Origin of the sequence: Streptomyces sp. NPDC059895 (genome assembly GCF_042731035.1) — a bacterium.
In the GTDB taxonomy this organism is placed as follows: Bacteria; Actinomycetota; Actinomycetes; order Streptomycetales; family Streptomycetaceae; genus Streptomyces.
On the sequence record NZ_JBHWKO010000038.1, the window covers coordinates 13,900 to 33,347 of the forward strand.

Sequence of the window (19,448 nt, forward strand, 5' to 3'; positions counted from 1 at the left end):
CCTCCCGGCACGGCGACGGCCCGGCACCCCCATGAAGGGTGTCGGGCCGGCCTGCGTATGGCTCGTCGCTCAGCGCACGAACACCCCCGCCTGTCCCGCCAGGTCCAGGAAGTACTGCGGCGCCACGCCCAGCACCAGGGTGACCGCCACGCCCACCGCGATCGCCGTCGTCGTCAGCGGCGACGGCACGGCGACGGTCGGGCCCTCGGGCCGCGGCTCGCTGAAGAACATCAGCACGATGACGCGGATGTAGAAGAACGCCGCGATCGCCGACGAGATCACACCGACCACCACGAGCGGTGCCGCGCCACCCTCCGCCGCCGCCTTGAACACGGCGAACTTCCCGGCGAACCCGGAGGTCAGCGGGATGCCGGCGAAGGCGAGCAGGAACACCGCGAACACGGCCGCCACCAGCGGCGAGCGACGGCCGAGCCCCGCCCACTTGGACAGGTGGGTCGCCTCGCCGCCGGCGTCCCGCACCAGCGTCACCACCGCGAACGCCCCGATCGTCACGAACGAGTACGCGCCGAGGTAGAAGAGGACGGACGAGACGCCGTCCGGCGTGGTCGCGATGACACCCGCGAGGATGAATCCCGCGTGCGCGATGGACGAGTACGCCAGCAGCCGCTTGATGTCGGTCTGCGTGATGGCGACGATCGCACCGCCCAGCATGGTGACGATCGCGACACCCCACATGACCGGCCGCCAGTCCCAGCGCAGGCCCGGCAGCACGACGTAGAGGATCCGCAGCAGCGCGCCGAAGGCGGCCACCTTGGTCGCGGCGGCCATGAAGCCGGTGACCGGGGTCGGCGCGCCCTGGTAGACGTCCGGCGTCCACATGTGGAACGGGACCGCGCCCACCTTGAACAGCAGACCCATGACGATCATCGCGGCGCCGACGAGCAGCAGCGCGTCGTTGCCCATGGTGTCGGCGAGCGCCGGGGTCACGCCGGTGACCGTGCCGTCGACGACCTGCGCGATGGTCGCGTACGACACCGAGCCCGCGTAGCCGTAGAGCAGGGCGATGCCGAACAGGGTGAACGCGGAGGCGAAGGCGCCGAGCAGGAAGTACTTGACCGCGGCCTCCTGCGACATGAGCCGCTTGCGGCGGGCCAGGGCGCACAGCAGGTACAGCGGCAGGGAGAAGACCTCCAGGGCGATGAAGAGGGTCAGCAGGTCGTTGGCCGACGGGAACACCAGCATGCCGGCGACCGCGAACAGCAGCAGCGGGAAGACCTCGGTGGTCGTGAAACCGGCTCTGACCGCGGCCTTCTCGCTGTCGCTGCCCGGCACGGAGGCGGCCTGCGCCGCGAAGGAGTCGACGCGGTTGCCGTGCGCCACCGGGTCGAGCCGCCGTTCGGCGAAGGTGAAGAGGCCGACCAGGGCGGCCAGCAGGATCGTGCCCTGGAGGAACAGGGCGGGGCCGTCGACGGCGATCGCGCCCATCGCGGCGATGCGCGCCTTGGTGGTGCCGTACCCGTCGGCCGCCAGCGCCACCACCGCGGCGAACGCGGCGGCCAGGGCGACGACGGACACGAAGAGTTGGACGTGGTAGCGGGACTTGCGCGGTACGAGCGCCTCGACCAGCACCCCGACGACCGCCGCGCCCACGACGATCAGGGTGGGCGACAACTGCGCGTATTCGATCTTCGGCGCGTCGATCTTCGTGATCGGGTCGGCCGCTGTTGTCCACAGGCTGTGGACGGCTGCTGCGCTCACTTGGCCGCCTCCACCTCGGGCTGGGGGTCCTTCTTCTGTACGTCGGACAGCGTCTGCTCGACCGCCGGATCGACGATGGCCGTGACGGGCTTCGGGTAGACGCCGAGGAAGATCAGCAGCACGATCAGCGGGGCGACCACCAGCAGCTCCCGCGCGCGGAGGTCCGGCATCGCCGAGACCTCGGGTTTCACCGGGCCCGTCATCGTCCTCTGGTAGAGGACGAGGGTGTAGAGCGCGGCGAGGACGATGCCGAAGGTGGCGATGATGCCGATCACCGGATAGCGCGCGAACGTGCCGACCAGGACGAGGAACTCGCTCACGAACGGCGCGAGGCCCGGCAGCGACAGCGTCGCCAGGCCGCCGATCAGGAAGGTGCCGGCGAGCACGGGAGCGACTTTCTGCACACCGCCGTAGTCGGCGATGAGCCGGGAGCCGCGCCGCGAGATCAGGAAGCCGGCGACCAGCATCAGCGCGGCCGTCGAGATGCCGTGGTTGACCATGTAGAGCGTCGCGCCCGACTGTCCCTGGCTGGTCATCGCGAAGATGCCCATGATGATGAAGCCGAAGTGCGAGATCGACGCGTACGCCACCAGCCGCTTGATGTCCCGCTGCCCGACGGCGAGCAGGGCCCCGTAGATGATGCTGATCAGGGCGAGGACCAGGATCGCGGGCGTCGCCCACTTGCTGGCCTCCGGGAAGAGCTGGAGGCAGAAGCGGAGCATCGCGAAGGTGCCCACCTTGTCGACGACCGCCGTGATGAGGACGGCGACCGGGGCGGTGGACTCCCCAATGGCGTTGGGCAGCCAGGTGTGCAGCGGCCACAGGGGGGCCTTCACCGCGAAGGCGAAGAAGAAGCCGAGGAACAGCCAGCGTTCGGTGGTCGTCGCCATGTCGAGCGAGCCGTTGGCCCGGGCCTCGGCGATCTCCGTGAGCGAGAAGTTCCCGGCGACCACGTACAGCCCGATCACCGCTGCCAGCATGATCAGCCCGCCGGCCAGGTTGTAGAGCAGGAACTTCACGGCCGCGTAAGACCGCTGGGTGGCGGCCGTCTGCTCGCCGTGCTCGTGGGCCCGGTCCCCGAAGCCGCCGATGAGGAAGTACATCGGGATCAGCATGGCTTCGAAGAAGATGTAGAAGAGGAAGACGTCGGTGGCCTCGAAGGAGAGGATCACCATCGCCTCGACGGCGAGGATCAGCGCGAAGAAGCCCTGGGTCGGGCGCCACCGCTTGCTGCCCGTCTCCAGCGGGTCGGCGTCGTGCCAGCCCGCCAGGACGATGAACGGGATCAGCAGTGCGGTGAGCGCGATCAGCACCACCGCGATGCCGTCCACGCCCAGTTCGTAGCGGACGCCGAAGTCCGCGATCCAGGAGTGGGACTCGGTGAGCTGGTAACGGTCGCCGTCCGGGTCGAAGCGGACCAGGACGACGATCGCCAGGACCAGGGTGGCGAGCGAGAACAGCAGCGCCAGCGCTTTCGCGGCGTCGCGCCGCGCGGCCGGCACCGCGGCCGTGGCGACCGCCCCGATCGCGGGGAGCGCCGCCGTCGCTGTCAGCAGAGGAAAGGACATCGGTATCAGACCGCCCTCATCAGCAGGGTCGCGGCGATGAGGACCGCCGCACCGCCGAACATCGAGACCGCGTACGACCGCGCGAAGCCGTTCTGCAGCTTGCGCAGGCGTCCGGAGAGGCCGCCGACCGAGGCCGCCGTGCCGTTGACGACGCCGTCCACCAGGGTGTGGTCGACGTAGACCAGGGACCGCGTGAGGTGCTCGCCGCCGCGGACCAGGACGACGTGGTTGAAGTCGTCCTGGAGCAGGTCGCGCCGGGCGGCCCGGGTGAGGAGCGATCCGCGCGGGGCGACCGCGGGGACCGGGCGGCGCCCGTACTGCCCGTAGGCGACGGCCACCCCGATCACCATCACCGCCACCGTGGACAGGGTGATCGTGAGGGCGCTGACCGGCGGGTGGCCGTGTTCGAACCCGGTGACGGGCTCGAGCCAGTGCACGAAGCGCTCGCCGATGCCGAAGAAGGCTCCGGCGAAGACCGATCCGACGGCCAGCAGGATCATCGGGACGGTCATGATCTTGGGCGACTCGTGCGGGTGCGGTTCGGCCGTCGCGGCAGCGTGACCGGAAGCGGTCTCGCCGTGGTGCGCGGCCGCGGGCTCCGCGCTCGGCGCTTCGGGCGAGCGCGTGGGCCGGTTCCTCCAGCGCTCCTCACCGAAGAACGTCATCAGCATCACGCGCGTCATGTAGTACGCGGTGATGGCCGCGCCCAGCAGCGCGCAGCCGCCGAGGATCCAGCCCTCGGTGCCGCCCTTGGCGAACGCCGCCTCGATGATCTTGTCCTTGGAGAAGAAGCCGGACAGGCCCGGGAAGCCGATGATGGCGAGGTAGCCGAGGCCGAAGGTGATGAAGGTGACCGGCATGTACTTCCTCAGGCCGCCGTACCTGCGCATGTCGACCTCGTCGTTCATGCCGTGCATCACCGAGCCGGCGCCGAGGAACAGGCCGGCCTTGAAGAAGCCGTGCGTGACCAGGTGCATGATCGCGAAGACGTAGCCGATGGGGCCGAGGCCCGCGGCCAGCACCATGTAGCCGATCTGCGACATGGTCGAGCCGGCCAGCGCCTTCTTGATGTCGTCCTTCGCGCAACCGACGATCGCACCGAACAGCAGCGTGACCGCGCCGACGATCGTGACGACGAGCTGCGCGTCGGGCGCCAGGTTGAAGATCGCCGCGGAACGGACGATCAGGTAGACGCCCGCGGTCACCATCGTCGCCGCGTGGATGAGGGCCGAGACCGGGGTCGGGCCCTCCATCGCATCCCCGAGCCAGGACTGCAGCGGCACCTGGGCGGACTTGCCGCAGGCCGCGAGCAGCAGCATCAGGGCGATGGCGGTGAGCCGGCCCTCGGACGCGTCACCGGCGAGCCCCGCCTCCTCGTGCGTGCCGAGCAGCGGGCCGAAGGCGAAGGTGCCGAAGGTGGTGAACATCAGCATGATGGCGATCGACAGTCCCATGTCGCCGACGCGGTTGACCAGGAAGGCCTTCTTCGCGGCGGTGGCGGCGCTGGGCTTGTGCTGCCAGAAGCCGATGAGCAGGTAGGAGGCGAGACCGACACCCTCCCAGCCGACGTACAGCAGCAGGTAGTTGTCGGCGAGGACGAGCAGCAGCATCGCCGCGAGGAACAGGTTGAGATAGCCGAAGAAGCGGCGGCGCCGCTCGTCGTGCGCCATGTACCCGACCGAGTACAGGTGGATCAGCGAGCCGACGCCCGTGATCAGCAGCACGAACGTCATCGACAACTGGTCGAGGCGGAAGGCGACGTCCGCCTGGAAGCCCTCGACCGGGATCCAGCTGAACAGGTACTGCGTCAGCGTCCGGTCGTCGGCGTCCCTGCCGAGCAGACCGGCGAAGAGGACGAGGCCGATCACGAAGGAGCCGGCCGCGAGCAGGGTGCCGATCCAGTGGCCGACGGCATCGAGCCGGCGGCCGCCGACCAGCAGGACGGCCGCTCCGAGCAGGGGCGCCGCGATCAGCAGCGCAATCAGGTTCTCCACGATTCTTCCGACCCCTTACAGCTTCATCAGGCTGGCGTCGTCGACCGAGGCCGAGTGGCGGGAACGGAACAGCGACACGATGATCGCGAGTCCGACCACGACCTCCGCGGCGGCGACGACCATCGTGAAGAAGGCGATGATCTGGCCGTCGAGATTGCCGTGCATCCGGGAGAAGGCGACGAGCGTGAGGTTGCAGGCGTTGAGCATCAGCTCGATGCACATGAACACGACGATCGCGTTGCGCCTGATCAGCACACCGGTCGCGCCGATCGTGAACAGCAGGGCCGCCAGATACAGGTAGTTGACCGGGTTCACTGGGACGCCTCCTCGGTGCGACGGGAGTTCCGCCCGGTGTGCGGCGGCTCGATCGCGGACCGCTCCAGGCGTTCCTCCGCGCGGTGCTCCAGCGCCTTGAGGTCGCTCAGCGCCTCGGCGGACACGTCACGGATCTGGCCGCGCTCGCGGAGCGTCCGGCTGACCGTGAGCTCCGACGGGGTGCCGTCGGGCAGCAGGCCCGCGATGTCGACGGCGTTGTGCCGCGCGTACACGCCCGGTGCCGGCAGCGGCGGAACGTGCTTGCCCTCGCGCACCCGCTGTTCGGCCAGCTCGCGCTGGGTCCTGGCCCGCTCGGTCCGCTCGCGGTGGGTGAGCACCATGGCGCCGACGGCGGCCGTGATGAGCAGGGCGCCGGTGATCTCGAAGGCGAAGACGTACTTGGTGAAGATGAGGGCCGCCAGTCCCTCCACGTTGCCACCGGCGTTGGCCTGCGCGAGGCCGTCGAACTCGGTCAGGGAGGCGTTGGCGATACCCGCGACCAGCAGGACACCGAAGCCGAGGCCGCACAGGAGGGCCAGCCAGCGCTGGCCCTTGATGGTCTCCTTCAGGGAGTCCGCCGCGGTAACGCCGACGAGCATCACCACGAACAGGAACAGCATCATGATCGCGCCGGTGTAGACGACGATCTGCACGATGCCCAGGAAGTAGGCACCGTTGGCGAGGTAGAACACCGCAAGGATGATCATCGTTGTGGCGAGGCAGAGCGCGCTGTGCACGGCCCTCTTCATGAAGACGGTGCACAGGGCGCCGATCACCGCGACGGTGCCGAGCACCCAGAACTGGAAGGCCTCGCCGGTGGAGGTGGAGTAGGCGGCGAGCTGGGCGGAGGAGTGGACGGCGAGCTGCGCGCTCATCGGCCGATCACCTCCCCCGTGGTGGGCTCGCCCTCACCGAAGGTCGAGGCGGCCTCCTGCGGCACCTCGCCCTTGGAGACGGCGACCTGCCGCTCGGTGCCGGGCGCGGCCTCCGTCACCAGGCCCCGGTAGTAGTCCTGCTCGTCCGTCCCGGGGTAGATGGCGTGCGGCGAATCGACCATGCCGTCCTCGAGGCCGGCCAGCAACTGCTCCTTGGTGTAGATGAGGTTGGCGCGGCTGGAGTCGGCGAGCTCGAACTCGTTGGTCATCGTGAGCGCGCGCGTGGGGCACGCCTCGATGCACAGGCCGCACAGGATGCAGCGGGCGTAGTTGATCTGGTAGACGCGGCCGTACCGCTCGCCCGGGGAGTAGCGCTCCTCCTCGGTGTTGTCCGCGCCCTCGACGTAGATGGCGTCGGCTGGGCAGGCCCAGGCGCACAGCTCGCAGCCGACGCACTTCTCCAGGCCGTCCGGATGGCGGTTGAGCTGGTGCCGTCCGTGGAACCGCGGAGCCGTGGTCTTCTTCTGCTCCGGGTACTGCTCGGTCAGCCGCTTCTTGAACATGGCCTTGAAGGTCACGCCGAAGCCGGCCACCGGGTTCTGGAAACCGGGCTTGGTCTCCTCGGGCTCCTCAGCCATCGGACGCCTCCTTTCCATCCAGAGTTCCGTCACTGTGAGTATCGGTCCCACCACTGACAATCAGCTCCCGCTGGCGTCGCGGGCGGCGCCTCGGCACCGGCGGCAGCTCCTGTCCGGGCAGCGGCGGTACGGGGAACCCGCCCGCCATCGGGTCGAAGCCGGCCGGCTCGGCGGGTGCCTCGGCCTGCCTGCCGCGGTCGCGGAACATGTCGGCGACGAAGGAGAGCAGCAGCAGGACCAGGACGGCGCCGCCGACGTAGAGGGCGATGTCGGCGAAGTCGTAGTTCTCGTTGCGCAGCGTCCGCACGGTCGCGACGAGCATCAGCCACGTCACCGAGACCGGGATGAGGACCTTCCAGCCGAGCTTCATCAGCTGGTCGTAGCGGACGCGGGGGAGCGTGCCGCGCAGCCAGATGAAGAAGAACAGCAGCAGCTGGACCTTGACGGTGAACCAGAGCATCGGCCACCAGCCGTGGTTCGCGCCCTCCCAGAAGGTGCTGACCGGCCAGGGGGCCCGCCAGCCGCCGAGGAAGAGCGTCACCGACACGGCCGAGACCGTCACCATGTTCACGTACTCGGCGAGCATGAACATCGCGAACTTGATCGACGAGTACTCGGTGTTGAAGCCGCCGACCAGGTCGCCCTCGGACTCCGGCATGTCGAAGGGGGCGCGGTTGGTCTCGCCGACCATCGTGACGATGTAGAGGATGAAGGAGACCGGCAGCAACAGGATGTACCAGCGGTCCTGCTGCTGCTCGACGATCGTCGACGTCGACATGGAGCCGGAGTAGAGGAACACCGAGGCGAAGGCGGCGCCCATCGCGATCTCGTAGGAGATCATCTGCGCGCAGGAGCGCAGCCCGCCCAGGAGCGGGTAGGTGGAGCCGGAGCTCCAGCCGGCTAGGACGATGCCGTAGATGCCGACCGAGGCGACCGCGAGGATGTAGAGCATCGCGATCGGCAGGTCCGTGAGCTGCATCGTGGTGCGCTGGCCGAAGATCGAGACCTCGTTGCCGGCCGGGCCGAAGGGGATCACCGCGATCGCCATGAAGGCCGGGATGGCCGCGATGATCGGCGCGAGGACGTACACCACCTTGTCGGCGCGCTTGACGACGAGGTCCTCCTTCAGCATCAGCTTGATGCCGTCGGCGAGCGACTGGAGCATGCCCCAGGGCCCGTGCCGGTTGGGGCCGATGCGCAGCTGCATCCAGGCGACGACCTTGCGCTCCCAGACGATGGAGAACAGCACGGTCACCATCAGGAAGGCGAAGCAGAAGACCGCCTTGACCACGACCAGCCACCACGGGTCGCGGCCGAACATCGAGAGGTCTTCGACGGCGAGGTACGGGCTCATGCCTCCACCTCCTGGGGGGCTGCGGCAGCCGTCGCCGGGCCGATGCGGACGAGGGAACCGGGCCGGGCCCCGGTGTCGGAGGCGACGCCCCCGCCCACGGAGTTCAGCGGGAGCCACACCACGCGGTCGGGCATCTCGGTGATCCGCACGGGCAGTTCGACCGTGCCGGCGGTACCGGTCACCGCGAGTACGCCGCCGTCGTCGACACCGGCTTCGGCGGCCGTGGCGGCCGACACGCGCGCGTGGGCGGCGTGCCGCGTCCCGGCGAGCGCCTCGTCGCCCTGCTGGAGGAGCCCCTGGTCGAGCAGCAGCCGGTGCCCAGCGAGCACGGCCTCACCGGCGGCGGGCCGCGGCAGGACGCCGGCGCTCTCCGCCGGTTCGACGGCCCGCGGCCCGTCCCAGGCGCCGAGCCGGTCCAGCTCCGCGCGGGCGGTCCGCAGGTCCGGCAGGCCCAGGTGGACGTCCATGGCGTCGGCCAGCATCTGCAGCACCCGCGCGTCGGACTGCGCCGGGCGGCGGATCATCTGGTCGGGCTTGAGCGCGGCCTCGAAGAAACGCACCCGGCCCTCCCAGTTGAGGAAGGCGCCCGTCTTCTCGGCGACCGCGGCCACGGGCAGAACGACGTCGGCGCGCTCGGTGATCTCTCCGGGCCGCAGTTCCAGCGAGACCACGAAGCCGACCTCGTCGAGCGCCTCACGCGCGCGTGCCGGGTCGGGCAGGTCGGCGACCTCCACGCCGGCGACGAGCAGCGCCTGCAGCTCACCCGACACCGCGGCCTCGATCATCTGCCCGGTGTCACGGCCGTAGCGGTGCGGGAGCACGGCAACACCCCAGGCGGCCGCGACCTCGTCCCGCGCGCGCGGGTCGATGGCCGGGCGTCCGCCCGGCAGCAGCGACGGCAGCGCGCCGGCCTCGATCGCGCCCCGCTCCCCGGCCCGGCGCGGAATCCACGCCAGCGCGGCGCCGGTAGCGTTCGCGGCCCGTACGGCGGCGGTGAGCCCGCCGGCCACGGCGGCCAGCCGCTCGCCCACGACGATGACCGCGCCCTCGGCGCGCAGCGCCTCGGCGGCCAGGCTGCCGGCGTCCTCCAGGCCGACGCCGCCGGCCAGCGCGTCCAGCCACTCGGTCTCGGTGCCCGGGGCGGCCGGCAGCAGCGTGCCGCCCGCCTTCTCCAGGCCCCGGGTGGCGTGCGTGGCCAGCGAGAACACCTGCTGCCCGTGCTTGCGCCAGGCCTTGCGCAGCCGCAGGAAGACGCCGGGTGCCTCCTCCTCGGACTCGAACCCGACCAGCAGGACGGCGGGCGCCTTCTCCAGCGAGGCGTAGGTGACACCCGTACCGTCGAGGTCGCGGCCGTGTCCGGCCACGCCGGCCGCCAGGAAGTCGGCCTCCTCACTGCTGTGCACGCGCGCGCGGAAGTCGATGTCGTTGGTGTCGAGCGCCACGCGCGCGAACTTGCTGTACGCGTAGGCGTCCTCGACGGTGAGCCGGCCCCCGGTCAGGACACCGGTCCGGCCGCGCGAGGCGAGCAGCCCCTGGGCCGCGATCTGCAACGCCTCCGGCCAGGACGCCGGTACCAGGGTGCCCTCGGCGTCCCGCACGAGCGGCGTCTGGAGGCGGTCCCGCGCTTGCGCGTACCGGAACGCGAACCGCCCCTTGTCGCAGATCCACTCCTCGTTGACCTCGGGGTCGTCGGCGGCGAGCCGTCGCATGACCTTGCCGCGCCGGTGGTCGGTGCGGGTGGCGCAGCCGCCGGAGCAGTGCTCGCAGACCGACGGCGAGGAGACGAGGTCGAAGGGACGGGAGCGGAAGCGGTACGCCGCCGAGGTCAGCGCGCCGACCGGGCAGATCTGGATGGTGTTGCCGGAGAAGTACGACTCGAACGGGTCGCCCTCACCGGTGCCGACCTGCTGGAGCGCGCCCCGCTCGATCAGCTCGATCATCGGGTCGCCCGCGACCTGGTTGGAGAAGCGGGTGCAGCGGGCGCACAGCACGCACCGCTCGCGGTCGAGCAGGACCTGCGTGGAGATGGGGACGGGCTTCTCGTAGGTCCGTTTCCTGCCCTCGAAGCGGGACTCGGCGTTGCCGTGCGACATGGCCTGGTTCTGCAGGGGGCACTCGCCGCCCTTGTCGCAGACCGGGCAGTCCAGCGGGTGGTTGATGAGGAGCAGCTCCATCACACCGTGCTGGGCCTTCTCGGCCACCGGCGAGGTGAGGTGGGTCTTCACCACCATTCCGTCCGTGCACGTGATCGTGCAGGACGCCATGGGCTTGCGCTGGCCCTCGACCTCGACGATGCACTGGCGGCAGGCGCCGGCCGGGTCGAGGAGGGGATGGTCGCAAAAGCGCGGGATCTCGATGCCGAGCTGCTCGGCGGCCCGGATCACCAGGGTGCCCTTGGGCACGCTGATCTCCGCGCCGTCGATGGTCAGCGTGACGAGGTCCTCCGGCGGGACCGCCGCCTCTCCCCCGCCCGCGGGAGCGCTGGTGGTCACGGTCATGCGTTCACCTCCGTGCGGTCGGCCCAGGCCGTCGACTTGGCCGGGTCGAACGGGCAGCCGCGGCCCGTGATGTGCTCCTCGTACTCCTCGCGGAAGTACGTGAGCGAGGAGAAGATCGGCGAGGCGGCACCGTCGCCGAGGGCGCAGAAGGACTTGCCGTTGATGTTGTCGGCGATGTCGTTGAGCTTGTCGAGGTCGGACATGACGCCCTTGCCGGCCTCGATGTCCCGCAGCAGTTGCACCAGCCAGTACGTGCCCTCGCGGCACGGCGTGCACTTGCCGCACGACTCGTGGGCGTAGAACTCGGTCCAGCGGGTGACGGCGCGGACGACGCAGGTCGTCTCGTCGAAGCACTGGAGGGCTTTCGTGCCGAGCATGGAACCCGCGGCGCCCACTCCTTCGTAGTCGAGAGGGACGTCGAGGTGCTCGTCGGTGAACATCGGGGTCGAGGAGCCGCCCGGCGTCCAGAACTTGAGGCGGTGGCCCGGTCGCATGCCGCCGCTCATCTCCAGGAGCTGACGGAGGGTGATGCCGAGTGGGGCCTCGTACTGGCCGGGGCTGGCGACATGGCCGCTGAGCGAGTACAGCGTGAAGCCCGGGGACTTCTCGCTGCCCATCGACCTGAACCATTCCTTGCCGTTGTTCAGAATCGCGGGAACTGACGCGATCGATTCGACGTTATTCACCACAGTCGGGCACGCGTAGAGGCCCGCGACAGCAGGGAAAGGGGGACGGAGCCGCGGTTGACCACGGCGGCCTTCGAGCGAGTCCAGCAGCGCGGTCTCCTCACCGCAGATGTACGCGCCCGCGCCCGCGTGCACGGTGAGTTCGAGGTCGAGTCCGCTGCCCAGGATGTTCTCGCCGAGGTAGCCCGCCGCGTAGGCCTCACGCACGGCCTCGTGCAACCGCCGCAAAACTGGGACGACTTCACCCCGCAGATAGATGAAGGCATGAGACGACCTGATGGCATGACACGCGATGACGATGCCCTCGATGAGGCTGTGCGGGTTCGCGAACAGGAGCGGGATGTCCTTACAGGTTCCCGGCTCCGATTCGTCGGCGTTGACAACTAGATAGTGCGGTTTTCCATCACCCTGCGGAATGAACTGCCATTTCATTCCGGTCGGGAATCCCGCGCCGCCGCGCCCGCGCAGACCGGAGTCCTTGACGTACGCGATCACGTCGTCCGGGGACATGGCGAGCGCCTTGCGGAGCCCCTCGTACCCTTCGTGCCTCCGGTAGACGTCCAGAGTCCAGGACCGGTCCTCGTCCCAGAAGGCCGACAGCACGGGTGCGAGCAGCTTCTCGGGGCTGCCGCCTTTCAGCTCGGGTGCCAAGGTCATCACTCCCCCTCCTCGGCGGTAGGCCCTGCCGGGTGGGCCGGGTCGGAGGCCGATGTGTCCTGCGGCGCGTCGTGCGAACTGAGGTGGGCCGTCGGCGAGGGCTCGTGCACGGCCCCGTCCCGCGGTTCGTCGTGCGGTCCGCCGTCGTGCGGTCCCCCGTCGCGCGGGTGGACCACGCGCGCGGGTGCGGTCTCTCCCCTGGCCAGGCGAAGGCCCACCAGCGACGCCGGTCCCGCGCTGCCGCTCGCCTCCACGGCGCCGTCACGCTCGTCGGGGAAGCCCGCCAGGATCCGGGCGGTCTCCTTGAAGGTGCACAGCGGCGCCCCGCGCGTGGGCGAGACGGTCCGTCCCTCCCGCAGGTCGTCGACCAGGCGTTTCGCGCTCTCCACGGTCTGGTTGTCGAAGAACTCCCAGTTGACCATCACGACCGGCGCGAAGTCGCAGGCCGCGTTGCACTCGATGTGTTCCAGGGTGACCTTGCCGTCGTCGGTGGTCTCGCCGTTGCCGACGCCCAGGTACTCCTGGAGCTCCTCGAAGATCGCGTCACCGCCCATCACCGCGCAGAGGGTGTTGGTGCAGACCCCGACCTGGTAGTCACCGCTCGGCCGGCGCCGGTACATGGTGTAGAAGGTGGCGACCGCGGTGACCTCGGCGGTGGTCAGTCCGAGCACGTCCGCGCAGAACAGCATCCCGGTGCGCGTGACGTGTCCCTCCTCCGACTGCACGAGGTGCAGCAACGGCAGGAGCGCGGAGCGGGAGTCGGGGTAGCGGGCGACGACCTCGCGCGCGTCCCGTTCGAGCCGGGCCCGGACGTCGTCCGGGTAGGCGGGCGCGGGCACCTCGGGCATGCCCAGGCTGACGGCCCGCTCCGAAGAAGAGGTGGTCACCGGTCGACGCCTCCCATCACGGGGTCGATGGACGCGACGGCGACGATGACGTCGGCGACCTGGCCGCCCTCGCACATCGCCGCCATGGCCTGCAGGTTGGTGAAGGACGGGTCGCGGAAGTGGACCCGGTAGGGGCGGGTGCCGCCGTCGGACACGACGTGCACCCCGAGCTCGCCCTTGGGCGACTCGACGGCCGCGTACGCCTGTCCCGGCGGGACGCGGAAGCCCTCGGTGACCAGCTTGAAGTGGTGGATCAGGGCCTCCATGGAGGTGCCCATGATCTTCCTGATGTGGTCGAGGGAGTTGCCGAGGCCGTCCGGGCCCAGGGCGAGCTGGGCCGGCCAGGCGATCTTCTTGTCGCCGACCATGACCGGGCCGGGCTGCAGCCGGTCCAGGCACTGCTCGATGATCCCGAGGGACTGGCGCATCTCCTCGAGCCGGATCAGGAAGCGGCCGTAGGCGTCGCAGGAGTCCGTGGTCGGGACGTCGAAGTCGTACGTCTCGTAGTCGCAGTAGGGCTGGGCCTTGCGCAGGTCGTGCGGCAGGCCGGTGGAGCGCAGGATCGGGCCGGTGGCGCCGAGGGCCATGCAGCCGGCCAGGTCGAGGTGGCCGATGTCCTGCATGCGGGCCTTGAAGATGGGGTTCCCGGTGGCGAGCTTGTCGTACTCCGGGAGGTTCTTCTTCATCTTCTTCACGAACTCGCGGATCTGGTCCACCGCGCCGGGCGGCAGGTCCTGGGCGAGTCCGCCGGGGCGGATGTACGCGTGGTTCATCCGCAGGCCCGTGATGAGCTCGTAGATGTCGAGGATCAGTTCACGATCACGGAATCCGTAGATCATGATCGTGGTGGCGCCGAGTTCCATACCGCCGGTGGCGATGCACACCAGGTGGGAGGAGAGCCGGTTCAGCTCCATCAGGAGCACCCGGATGATCTTCGCTCGCTCGGTGATCTGGTCCTCGATGCCGAGGAGCTTCTCGACGGCGAGGCAGTAGGCGGTCTCGTTGAAGAAGGACGTCAGGTAGTCCATGCGCGTCACGAACGTCGTGCCCTGCGTCCACGTGCGGAACTCGAGGTTCTTCTCGATGCCGGTGTGGAGGTAGCCGATGCCGCAGCGGGCCTCGGTGACGGTCTCGCCCTCGATCTCCAGGATGAGGCGGAGCACCCCATGGGTGGAGGGGTGCTGAGGACCCATGTTGACGACGATCCGTTCGTCGTCGGCGCGGGACGCGGACTGGACGACCTCGTCCCAGTCGCCACCGGTGACGGTGTAGACAGTGCCCTCGGTGGTCTCCCGAGGGGAGGCGTGCGAAGTGCTCACGAGTACGACCTCCGCTGGTCCGGAGCCGGGATCTGGGCGCCCTTGTACTCGACGGGGATGCCGCCGAGGGGGTAGTCCTTGCGCTGCGGATGTCCCTGCCAGTCGTCCGGCATCATGATCCGCGTCAGGGCCGGGTGACCGTCGAAGACGATGCCGAAGAAGTCGTAGGTCTCGCGCTCGTGCCAGTCGTTGGTCGGATAGACCGGGACGAGGGACGGGATGTGCCGGTCGGCGTCCGGGGCACTGACTTCGAGGCGGATCAGCCGGTTGTGGGTGATCGAGCGCAGGTGGTAGACGGCGTGCAGCTCGCGGCCCTTGTCGTTCGGGTAGTGGACGCCGCTGACGCCGGTGCAGAGCTCGAAGCGGAGGGCCGGGTCGTCGCGCAGGGTGCGGGCGAGGCGCGGCAGGTGTTCGCGTTCGATGTGGAAGGTCAGTTCGCCGCGGTCGACGACCGTCTTCTCGATGGCGTTCTCGGGGAGGAGTCCCTGCTCCTCCAGCGCGCCCTCCAGCTCGTCGGCGACCTCGTCGAACCAGCCGCCGTAGGGGCGGCTCGCCGGCCCCGGGAGGCGGACCGACCGGACCAGGCCGCCGTATCCGGAGGTGTCGCCGCCGTTGTTCGCGCCGAACATGCCGCGCTGGACGCGGACCTCCTCGCCGCCCTCGCCACGCTGGCCGGGGAGGTTGGAGGCGGAGAGGTCCTTCTCGGGATTCGCCCCGTTCGCCCCGTCCACCTTGCGCGACCCGTTCGCCTTCTCCGGCCCGTCGGCCTTACGCGACCCGTTCGCCTTCTCCGGCCCGCTCACCTTCTCCGGCCCGTCGGCCTTACGCGACCCGTTCGCCTTCTCCGGCCCGCTCACCTTCTCCGGCCCGCCCGGCGTGCCGGATCCACCCGGCGCACCGGACCCACCCGGCGCACCGGATTGACCCGGCGTACCGGACCCGCCCGGGGTGCCGGACGAGCCGCCGGGCCCGTTCGCCGCTTTCCCGCCGTGGGTGCCGTTCGCGTCGCTCACCGCAGCAGCCCCTTCATCTCGATCGTGGGCAGGGCCTTGAGCGCCGCCTCCTCCGCCTCGCGGGCCGCCTCCTCGGCGTTCACGCCCAGCTTGGAGTTCTGGATCTTGTGGTGGAGCTTGAGGATCGCGTCCATCAGCATCTCCGGGCGCGGCGGGCAGCCGGGGAGGTAGATGTCGACGGGGACGATGTGGTCGACGCCCTGGACGATCGCGTAGTTGTTGAACATGCCGCCCGAGGACGCGCACACGCCCATGGAGATCACCCACTTGGGGTTCGGCATCTGGTCGTAGACCTGCCGGAGCACCGGCGCCATCTTCTGGCTGACCCGGCCCGCGACGATCATCAGGTCCGCCTGGCGCGGCGAACCGCGGAAGACCTCCATGCCGAAGCGCGCCAGGTCGTAGCGGCCGGCGCCGGTGGTCATCATCTCGATGGCACAGCAGGCGAGGCCGAACGTGGCGGGGAAGACGGACGCCTTGCGCACCCAGCCCGCGGCCTGCTCGACGGTGGTCAGCAGGAAGCCGCTCGGCAGCTTTTCTTCGAGTCCCATGACTAAAGGCCCCTCAGTCCCATTCCAGGCCGCCGCGCCGCCACACGTACGCGTAGGCGACGAAGACGGTGAGCACGAAGAGCAGCATCTCCACGAGCCCGAAAAGCCCCAGGGCGTCGAAGGTGACGGCCCAGGGGTAGAGGAAGACGATCTCGATGTCGAAGACGATGAAGAGCATCGCCGTCAGGTAGTACTTGATGGGGAAGCGCCCGCCGCCGGCCGGCGTGGGGGTCGGCTCGATTCCGCACTCGTAGGCCTCGAGCTTCGCGCGGTTGTACCGCTTCGGCCCGATCAACGTGGCCATGACCACGGAGAAGATCGCAAAGCCTGCCCCGAGGGCTCCCAGTACGAGGATGGGCGCATACGCGTTCACCGCTCCTCGCTCCTCTCAGTCGGCACTGACTGCTGGCGATGGCGTGGGCTCACTCGCGCCCCACCCGGCTCACGAGCCCCGCCCGTCCCGGCGAAGATCGCGAACATGTGAAGCAGGTCACAAGCCCAACTGCCTCGCATCTTATGCCTGCCGCTCTGTGATCTGCGACACGGGGTATTCCACAAGCTTTGTGATCTCCACCACCTGACGATCGATCATGAAGTCATATCGGCAGCGATCTTCGTACAAGAAGCGTCGGAGTGATCACAAGAGGTGACATTTACGCTCGTCACCGCAGGCGGCAGGGCGCGTCTCAATATCAAGAAACTTCCCTTGCATGCAAATTGGCGTTGGGCGCCAGTCCCTGATAGGGGACGCGTTTCACACGCCGGAAGGAGTCGCGGAGCCGGGTGTGGACGTGTGCACGCGTTCACGAGCGGAGCCGGCCGGCCCGTTCGCCCGGGACGTCGGCGTAACGGCGATCGTTCCGTGACCTCCGCCACACCGGCAGGGGGCGCCCAAAAGCCGGGCTTGGCCAACCGTCGTAACCAGTGGTAGGCGCGGGGCAATTCGGGCGTAACAGCGAAAGCCAATGATCACAGGCTTGGGCACCCACGTCCGCATTGCCCGTTAAGGCGTCAATAAGGAGTGGCCGAGCAGGTATTCAGGGGGGCCATTGAACAATTGTGGCGCAGCACACGTTTCTTGAAGGTATGAAGGAGCCCCTGGTACCGGTTGTACTCATGTCCCACACCGCTCACATACGCAGCCACCGGAAGCCCCGCCGCAGCGCGTCCACGATCGCGATGCGGGCCGGAGTCGCCAGTGGTGTTCTCGGCACGCTGGCCGTCGCCACGGCGTCAGGATCGGCCAACGCCGCCGAGCCGGTGACGCAGACGCTCGAACTGCCCGTACTGACGGGAGACCTGGCCGCACAGGTCGCGCAGTCCGCCGAGGCCACGCAGCAGGCCGCGGCGAACTACCAGCTGGAGGCCGAGCGTGACGCGGCCGCCGCCGCGGCGGCCGCGGAGGCCAAGAAGGACCTCGCCGCCGCCAAGAAGGCCGCGGCGAAGAAGAAGGCCGCCGAGGAGGCCCGCGAGGCCGCCGCCGAGGCCGCCGTCTCCCGCTCCACGGAGCGGACCACCCTGACCACCACCACCGCCTCCGCGAGCGCCTCCACGACCGCCTCCGCCCCGTCCAGCGGCAGCGTGGCGACGGTCATCGCCTTCCTCAGGGCGCAGGTGGGCGACGCCTACGTCATGGGTGCCACCGGGCCCAACGCGTGGGACTGCTCCTCGCTCGTGCAGGCCGCGTTCCGCCAGGTCGGCGTCGACCTGCCGCGCGTCTCGCAGGACCAGTCGATGGCAGGCACGGATGTCTCCCTGTCCGACCTCCAGGTCGGTGACATCCTCTACTGGGGCGGCAAGGGTTCCGCGTACCACGTGGGCGTGTACATCGGCGACGGCCAGTACCTGGACGCGGCCAACCCGTCCAAGGGCGTCGTCATCCAGGATCTCTCCGGCTACCCCGCGTCCGGTGCGGTGCGCGTGCTCTGACACGCCACCGCGCCCGGCACACGGGACGAAGGGCCGCTGCCGCTCGGGGGCAGCGGCCCTTCGGGCTTCCCACGGGACCGCGGGGGTCTCGCCCCCGCCGGTCACGCCTTGGGCGCCACCTTGCTCAGGCCGTTGATGATGCGGTCCATCGCGTCGCCGCCCGTCGGGTCGGTCAGGTTCGCCAGCATCTTCAGGGTGAACTTCATCAGCAGGGGGTGGGTCAGGCCGCGCTGGGTGGCGATCTTCATGACCTTCGGGTTGCCGATGAGCTTCACGAAGGCGCGGCCCAGCGTGTAGTAGCCGCCGTAGGTGTCCTTGAGGATCCGCGGATAGCGCTGGAGGGCGAGTTCGCGCTGGCCGGGGGTGGCGCGGGCGTGCGCCTGGACGATGACGTCCGCGGCGATCTGGCCGGACTCCATGGCGTAGGCGATGCCCTCGCCGTTGAAGGGGTTCACCAGGCCGCCGGCGTCGCCGACGAGGAGCAGGCCCTTGGTGTAGTGGGGCTGGCGGTTGAAGGCCATGGGCAGGGCGGCGCCGCGGATGGGGCAGGTCATGTTCTCCGGGGTGTAGCCCCAGTCCTCGGGCATGGAGGCGCACCAGGCCTTGAGGACCTCGCGCCAGTCCAGTTCCTTGAAGGAGTCGGAGGTGTTGAGGACGCCCAGGCCGACGTTGGAGGTGCCGTCGCCCATGCCGAAGATCCAGCCGTAGCCCGGCAGGAGCCGGTCCTCGCCCGGGCCCCGCCGGTCCCACAGCTCCAGCCAGGACTCCAGGTAGTCGTCCTCGTGGCGCGGGGAGGTGAAGTAGGTGCGGACCGCGACGCCCATCGGCCGGTCCTCCCGGCGGTGCAGGCCCATGGCCAGGGACAGCCGGGTGGAGTTGCCGTCGGCGGCGACGACCAGCGGGGCGTGGAAGGTGACTTCGCGCTTCTCCTCGCCCAGCTTGGCGCGCACGCCGGTGATCCGGCCGGTGCGGTCGTCGACGATCGGGGCGCCGACGTTGCAGCGCTCGTACAGCCGCGCGCCCGCCTTCTGCGCCTGGCGCGCCAGCTGTTCGTCGAAGTCGTCGCGCTTGCGGACGAGGCCGTAGTCGGGGAAGGAGGCGAGATCCGGCCAGTCCAGCTGGAGGCGGACCCCGCCGCCGATGATGCGCAGGCCCTTGTTGCGCAGCCAGCCGGCCTCCTCGGAGATGTCGATGCCCATGGCCACGAGCTGCTTGACGGCGCGCGGGGTGAGACCGTCGCCGCACACCTTCTCGCGCGGGAACTCGGTCTTCTCCAGCAGAAGGACGTCGAGTCCGGCCTTGGCGAGGTGGTAGGCGGTCGTGGATCCGGCCGGGCCCGCCCCGACGACGATCACATCGGCGGCGTTTCCGGAGAGGGGCTCGGTCTCGACGGTCACGGCGGGATCTCCCCAAGTTCGACATCTGTGTGCCGGCCGGCACAGGAC

16 protein-coding genes are annotated in these 19,448 nt (G+C 69.6%); 1 reads left to right on the forward strand and 15 read right to left on the reverse strand.

Annotation, left to right across the window (positions count from 1 at the left end; genetic code table 11):
- Positions 1 to 69: 69 nt before the first annotated feature.
- From nuoN to ACFV9M_RS31820, 14 genes are all read right to left on the reverse strand, one after another.
- Positions 70 to 1,719: an NADH-quinone oxidoreductase subunit NuoN gene (gene nuoN, locus ACFV9M_RS31755; protein WP_385070026.1), complete on the reverse strand. Its 1,650-nt coding sequence runs from the start codon at positions 1,717 to 1,719 to the stop codon at positions 70 to 72.
- Positions 1,716 to 3,287 (reverse strand): NADH-quinone oxidoreductase subunit M, encoded by a 1,572-nt coding sequence (locus tag ACFV9M_RS31760; protein ID WP_385070028.1) that lies wholly within the window; start codon positions 3,285 to 3,287, stop codon positions 1,716 to 1,718. Before ACFV9M_RS31760 ends, nuoN begins: the two co-directional genes overlap by 4 nt.
- 5 nt (positions 3,288 to 3,292) lie before the next feature.
- The gene (nuoL, locus tag ACFV9M_RS31765) at positions 3,293 to 5,281 is read right to left on the reverse strand and encodes an NADH-quinone oxidoreductase subunit L (protein WP_385070031.1); all 1,989 of its coding nucleotides are present in this window, start codon (positions 5,279 to 5,281) and stop codon (positions 3,293 to 3,295) included.
- 15 nt (positions 5,282 to 5,296) lie between these two features.
- Positions 5,297 to 5,596, reverse strand: a complete 300-nt coding sequence (gene nuoK / locus ACFV9M_RS31770; protein WP_003998919.1) for an NADH-quinone oxidoreductase subunit NuoK — start codon at positions 5,594 to 5,596, stop codon at positions 5,297 to 5,299.
- Complete coding sequence (locus ACFV9M_RS31775) at positions 5,593 to 6,471, reverse strand: NADH-quinone oxidoreductase subunit J (protein ID WP_385070034.1); 879 nt, start codon at positions 6,469 to 6,471, stop codon at positions 5,593 to 5,595. Before ACFV9M_RS31775 ends, nuoK begins: the two co-directional genes overlap by 4 nt.
- A complete protein-coding gene (nuoI, locus tag ACFV9M_RS31780; protein ID WP_385070036.1) occupies positions 6,468 to 7,109 on the reverse strand; it encodes an NADH-quinone oxidoreductase subunit NuoI in 642 nt (213 codons plus the stop codon). The genes ACFV9M_RS31775 and nuoI overlap by 4 nt, the downstream gene beginning before the upstream one ends.
- On the reverse strand, positions 7,102 to 8,463 hold the full coding sequence (nuoH, locus tag ACFV9M_RS31785) for an NADH-quinone oxidoreductase subunit NuoH (RefSeq protein ID WP_385070038.1): 1,362 nt from the start codon (positions 8,461 to 8,463) through the stop codon (positions 7,102 to 7,104). The genes nuoI and nuoH overlap by 8 nt, the downstream gene beginning before the upstream one ends.
- A complete protein-coding gene (locus tag ACFV9M_RS31790; RefSeq protein ID WP_385070040.1) occupies positions 8,460 to 10,961 on the reverse strand; it encodes an NADH-quinone oxidoreductase subunit G in 2,502 nt (833 codons plus the stop codon). Before ACFV9M_RS31790 ends, nuoH begins: the two co-directional genes overlap by 4 nt.
- Positions 10,958 to 12,307, reverse strand: a complete 1,350-nt coding sequence (gene nuoF / locus ACFV9M_RS31795) for an NADH-quinone oxidoreductase subunit NuoF (RefSeq protein WP_385070043.1) — start codon at positions 12,305 to 12,307, stop codon at positions 10,958 to 10,960. Before nuoF ends, ACFV9M_RS31790 begins: the two co-directional genes overlap by 4 nt.
- Entirely contained in the window at positions 12,304 to 13,191 is an 888-nt protein-coding gene (gene nuoE / locus ACFV9M_RS31800) for an NADH-quinone oxidoreductase subunit NuoE (RefSeq protein ID WP_385070045.1), read from the reverse strand. The genes nuoF and nuoE overlap by 4 nt, the downstream gene beginning before the upstream one ends.
- Positions 13,188 to 14,510, reverse strand: a complete 1,323-nt coding sequence (locus ACFV9M_RS31805) for an NADH-quinone oxidoreductase subunit D (protein ID WP_385070048.1) — start codon at positions 14,508 to 14,510, stop codon at positions 13,188 to 13,190. The genes nuoE and ACFV9M_RS31805 overlap by 4 nt, the downstream gene beginning before the upstream one ends.
- Entirely contained in the window at positions 14,507 to 15,241 is a 735-nt protein-coding gene (locus tag ACFV9M_RS31810; protein WP_385070172.1) for an NADH-quinone oxidoreductase subunit C, read from the reverse strand. Before ACFV9M_RS31810 ends, ACFV9M_RS31805 begins: the two co-directional genes overlap by 4 nt.
- Before the next feature lie 278 nt (positions 15,242 to 15,519).
- Positions 15,520 to 16,074, reverse strand: coding sequence for an NADH-quinone oxidoreductase subunit B family protein (locus ACFV9M_RS31815; protein WP_055635348.1), 555 nt, complete (start codon positions 16,072 to 16,074; stop codon positions 15,520 to 15,522).
- Positions 16,075 to 16,087: 13 nt separating this feature from the next.
- Positions 16,088 to 16,447: an NADH-quinone oxidoreductase subunit A gene (locus tag ACFV9M_RS31820; RefSeq protein WP_030494815.1), complete on the reverse strand. Its 360-nt coding sequence runs from the start codon at positions 16,445 to 16,447 to the stop codon at positions 16,088 to 16,090.
- Between the two features lie 713 nt (positions 16,448 to 17,160).
- Between ACFV9M_RS31820 and ACFV9M_RS31825 the strand changes: the two genes are divergently transcribed.
- Entirely contained in the window at positions 17,161 to 18,003 is an 843-nt protein-coding gene (locus ACFV9M_RS31825; RefSeq protein ID WP_385070050.1) for a C40 family peptidase, read from the forward strand.
- 101 nt (positions 18,004 to 18,104) lie between these two features.
- On the opposite strand, the gene ACFV9M_RS31830 is transcribed toward ACFV9M_RS31825, so the two are convergent.
- The gene (locus tag ACFV9M_RS31830; protein WP_385070051.1) at positions 18,105 to 19,400 is read right to left on the reverse strand and encodes a geranylgeranyl reductase family protein; all 1,296 of its coding nucleotides are present in this window, start codon (positions 19,398 to 19,400) and stop codon (positions 18,105 to 18,107) included.
- Positions 19,401 to 19,448 lie beyond the last annotated feature (48 nt).

Coding starts and splice junctions, on each gene's coding strand:
- ACFV9M_RS31760 (WP_385070028.1), bottom strand. CDS start 3,287: ATGTCCTTTCCTCTGCTGACAGCGACGGCGGCGCTCCCCGCGATCGGG.
- ACFV9M_RS31775 (WP_385070034.1), bottom strand. CDS start 6,471: ATGAGCGCGCAGCTCGCCGTCCACTCCTCCGCCCAGCTCGCCGCCTAC.
- nuoI (WP_385070036.1), bottom strand. CDS start 7,109: ATGGCTGAGGAGCCCGAGGAGACCAAGCCCGGTTTCCAGAACCCGGTG.
- nuoH (WP_385070038.1), bottom strand. CDS start 8,463: ATGAGCCCGTACCTCGCCGTCGAAGACCTCTCGATGTTCGGCCGCGAC.
- ACFV9M_RS31790 (WP_385070040.1), bottom strand. CDS start 10,961: ATGACCGTGACCACCAGCGCTCCCGCGGGCGGGGGAGAGGCGGCGGTC.
- ACFV9M_RS31815 (WP_055635348.1), bottom strand. CDS start 16,074: ATGGGACTCGAAGAAAAGCTGCCGAGCGGCTTCCTGCTGACCACCGTC.
- ACFV9M_RS31825 (WP_385070050.1), top strand. CDS start 17,161: ATGAAGGAGCCCCTGGTACCGGTTGTACTCATGTCCCACACCGCTCAC.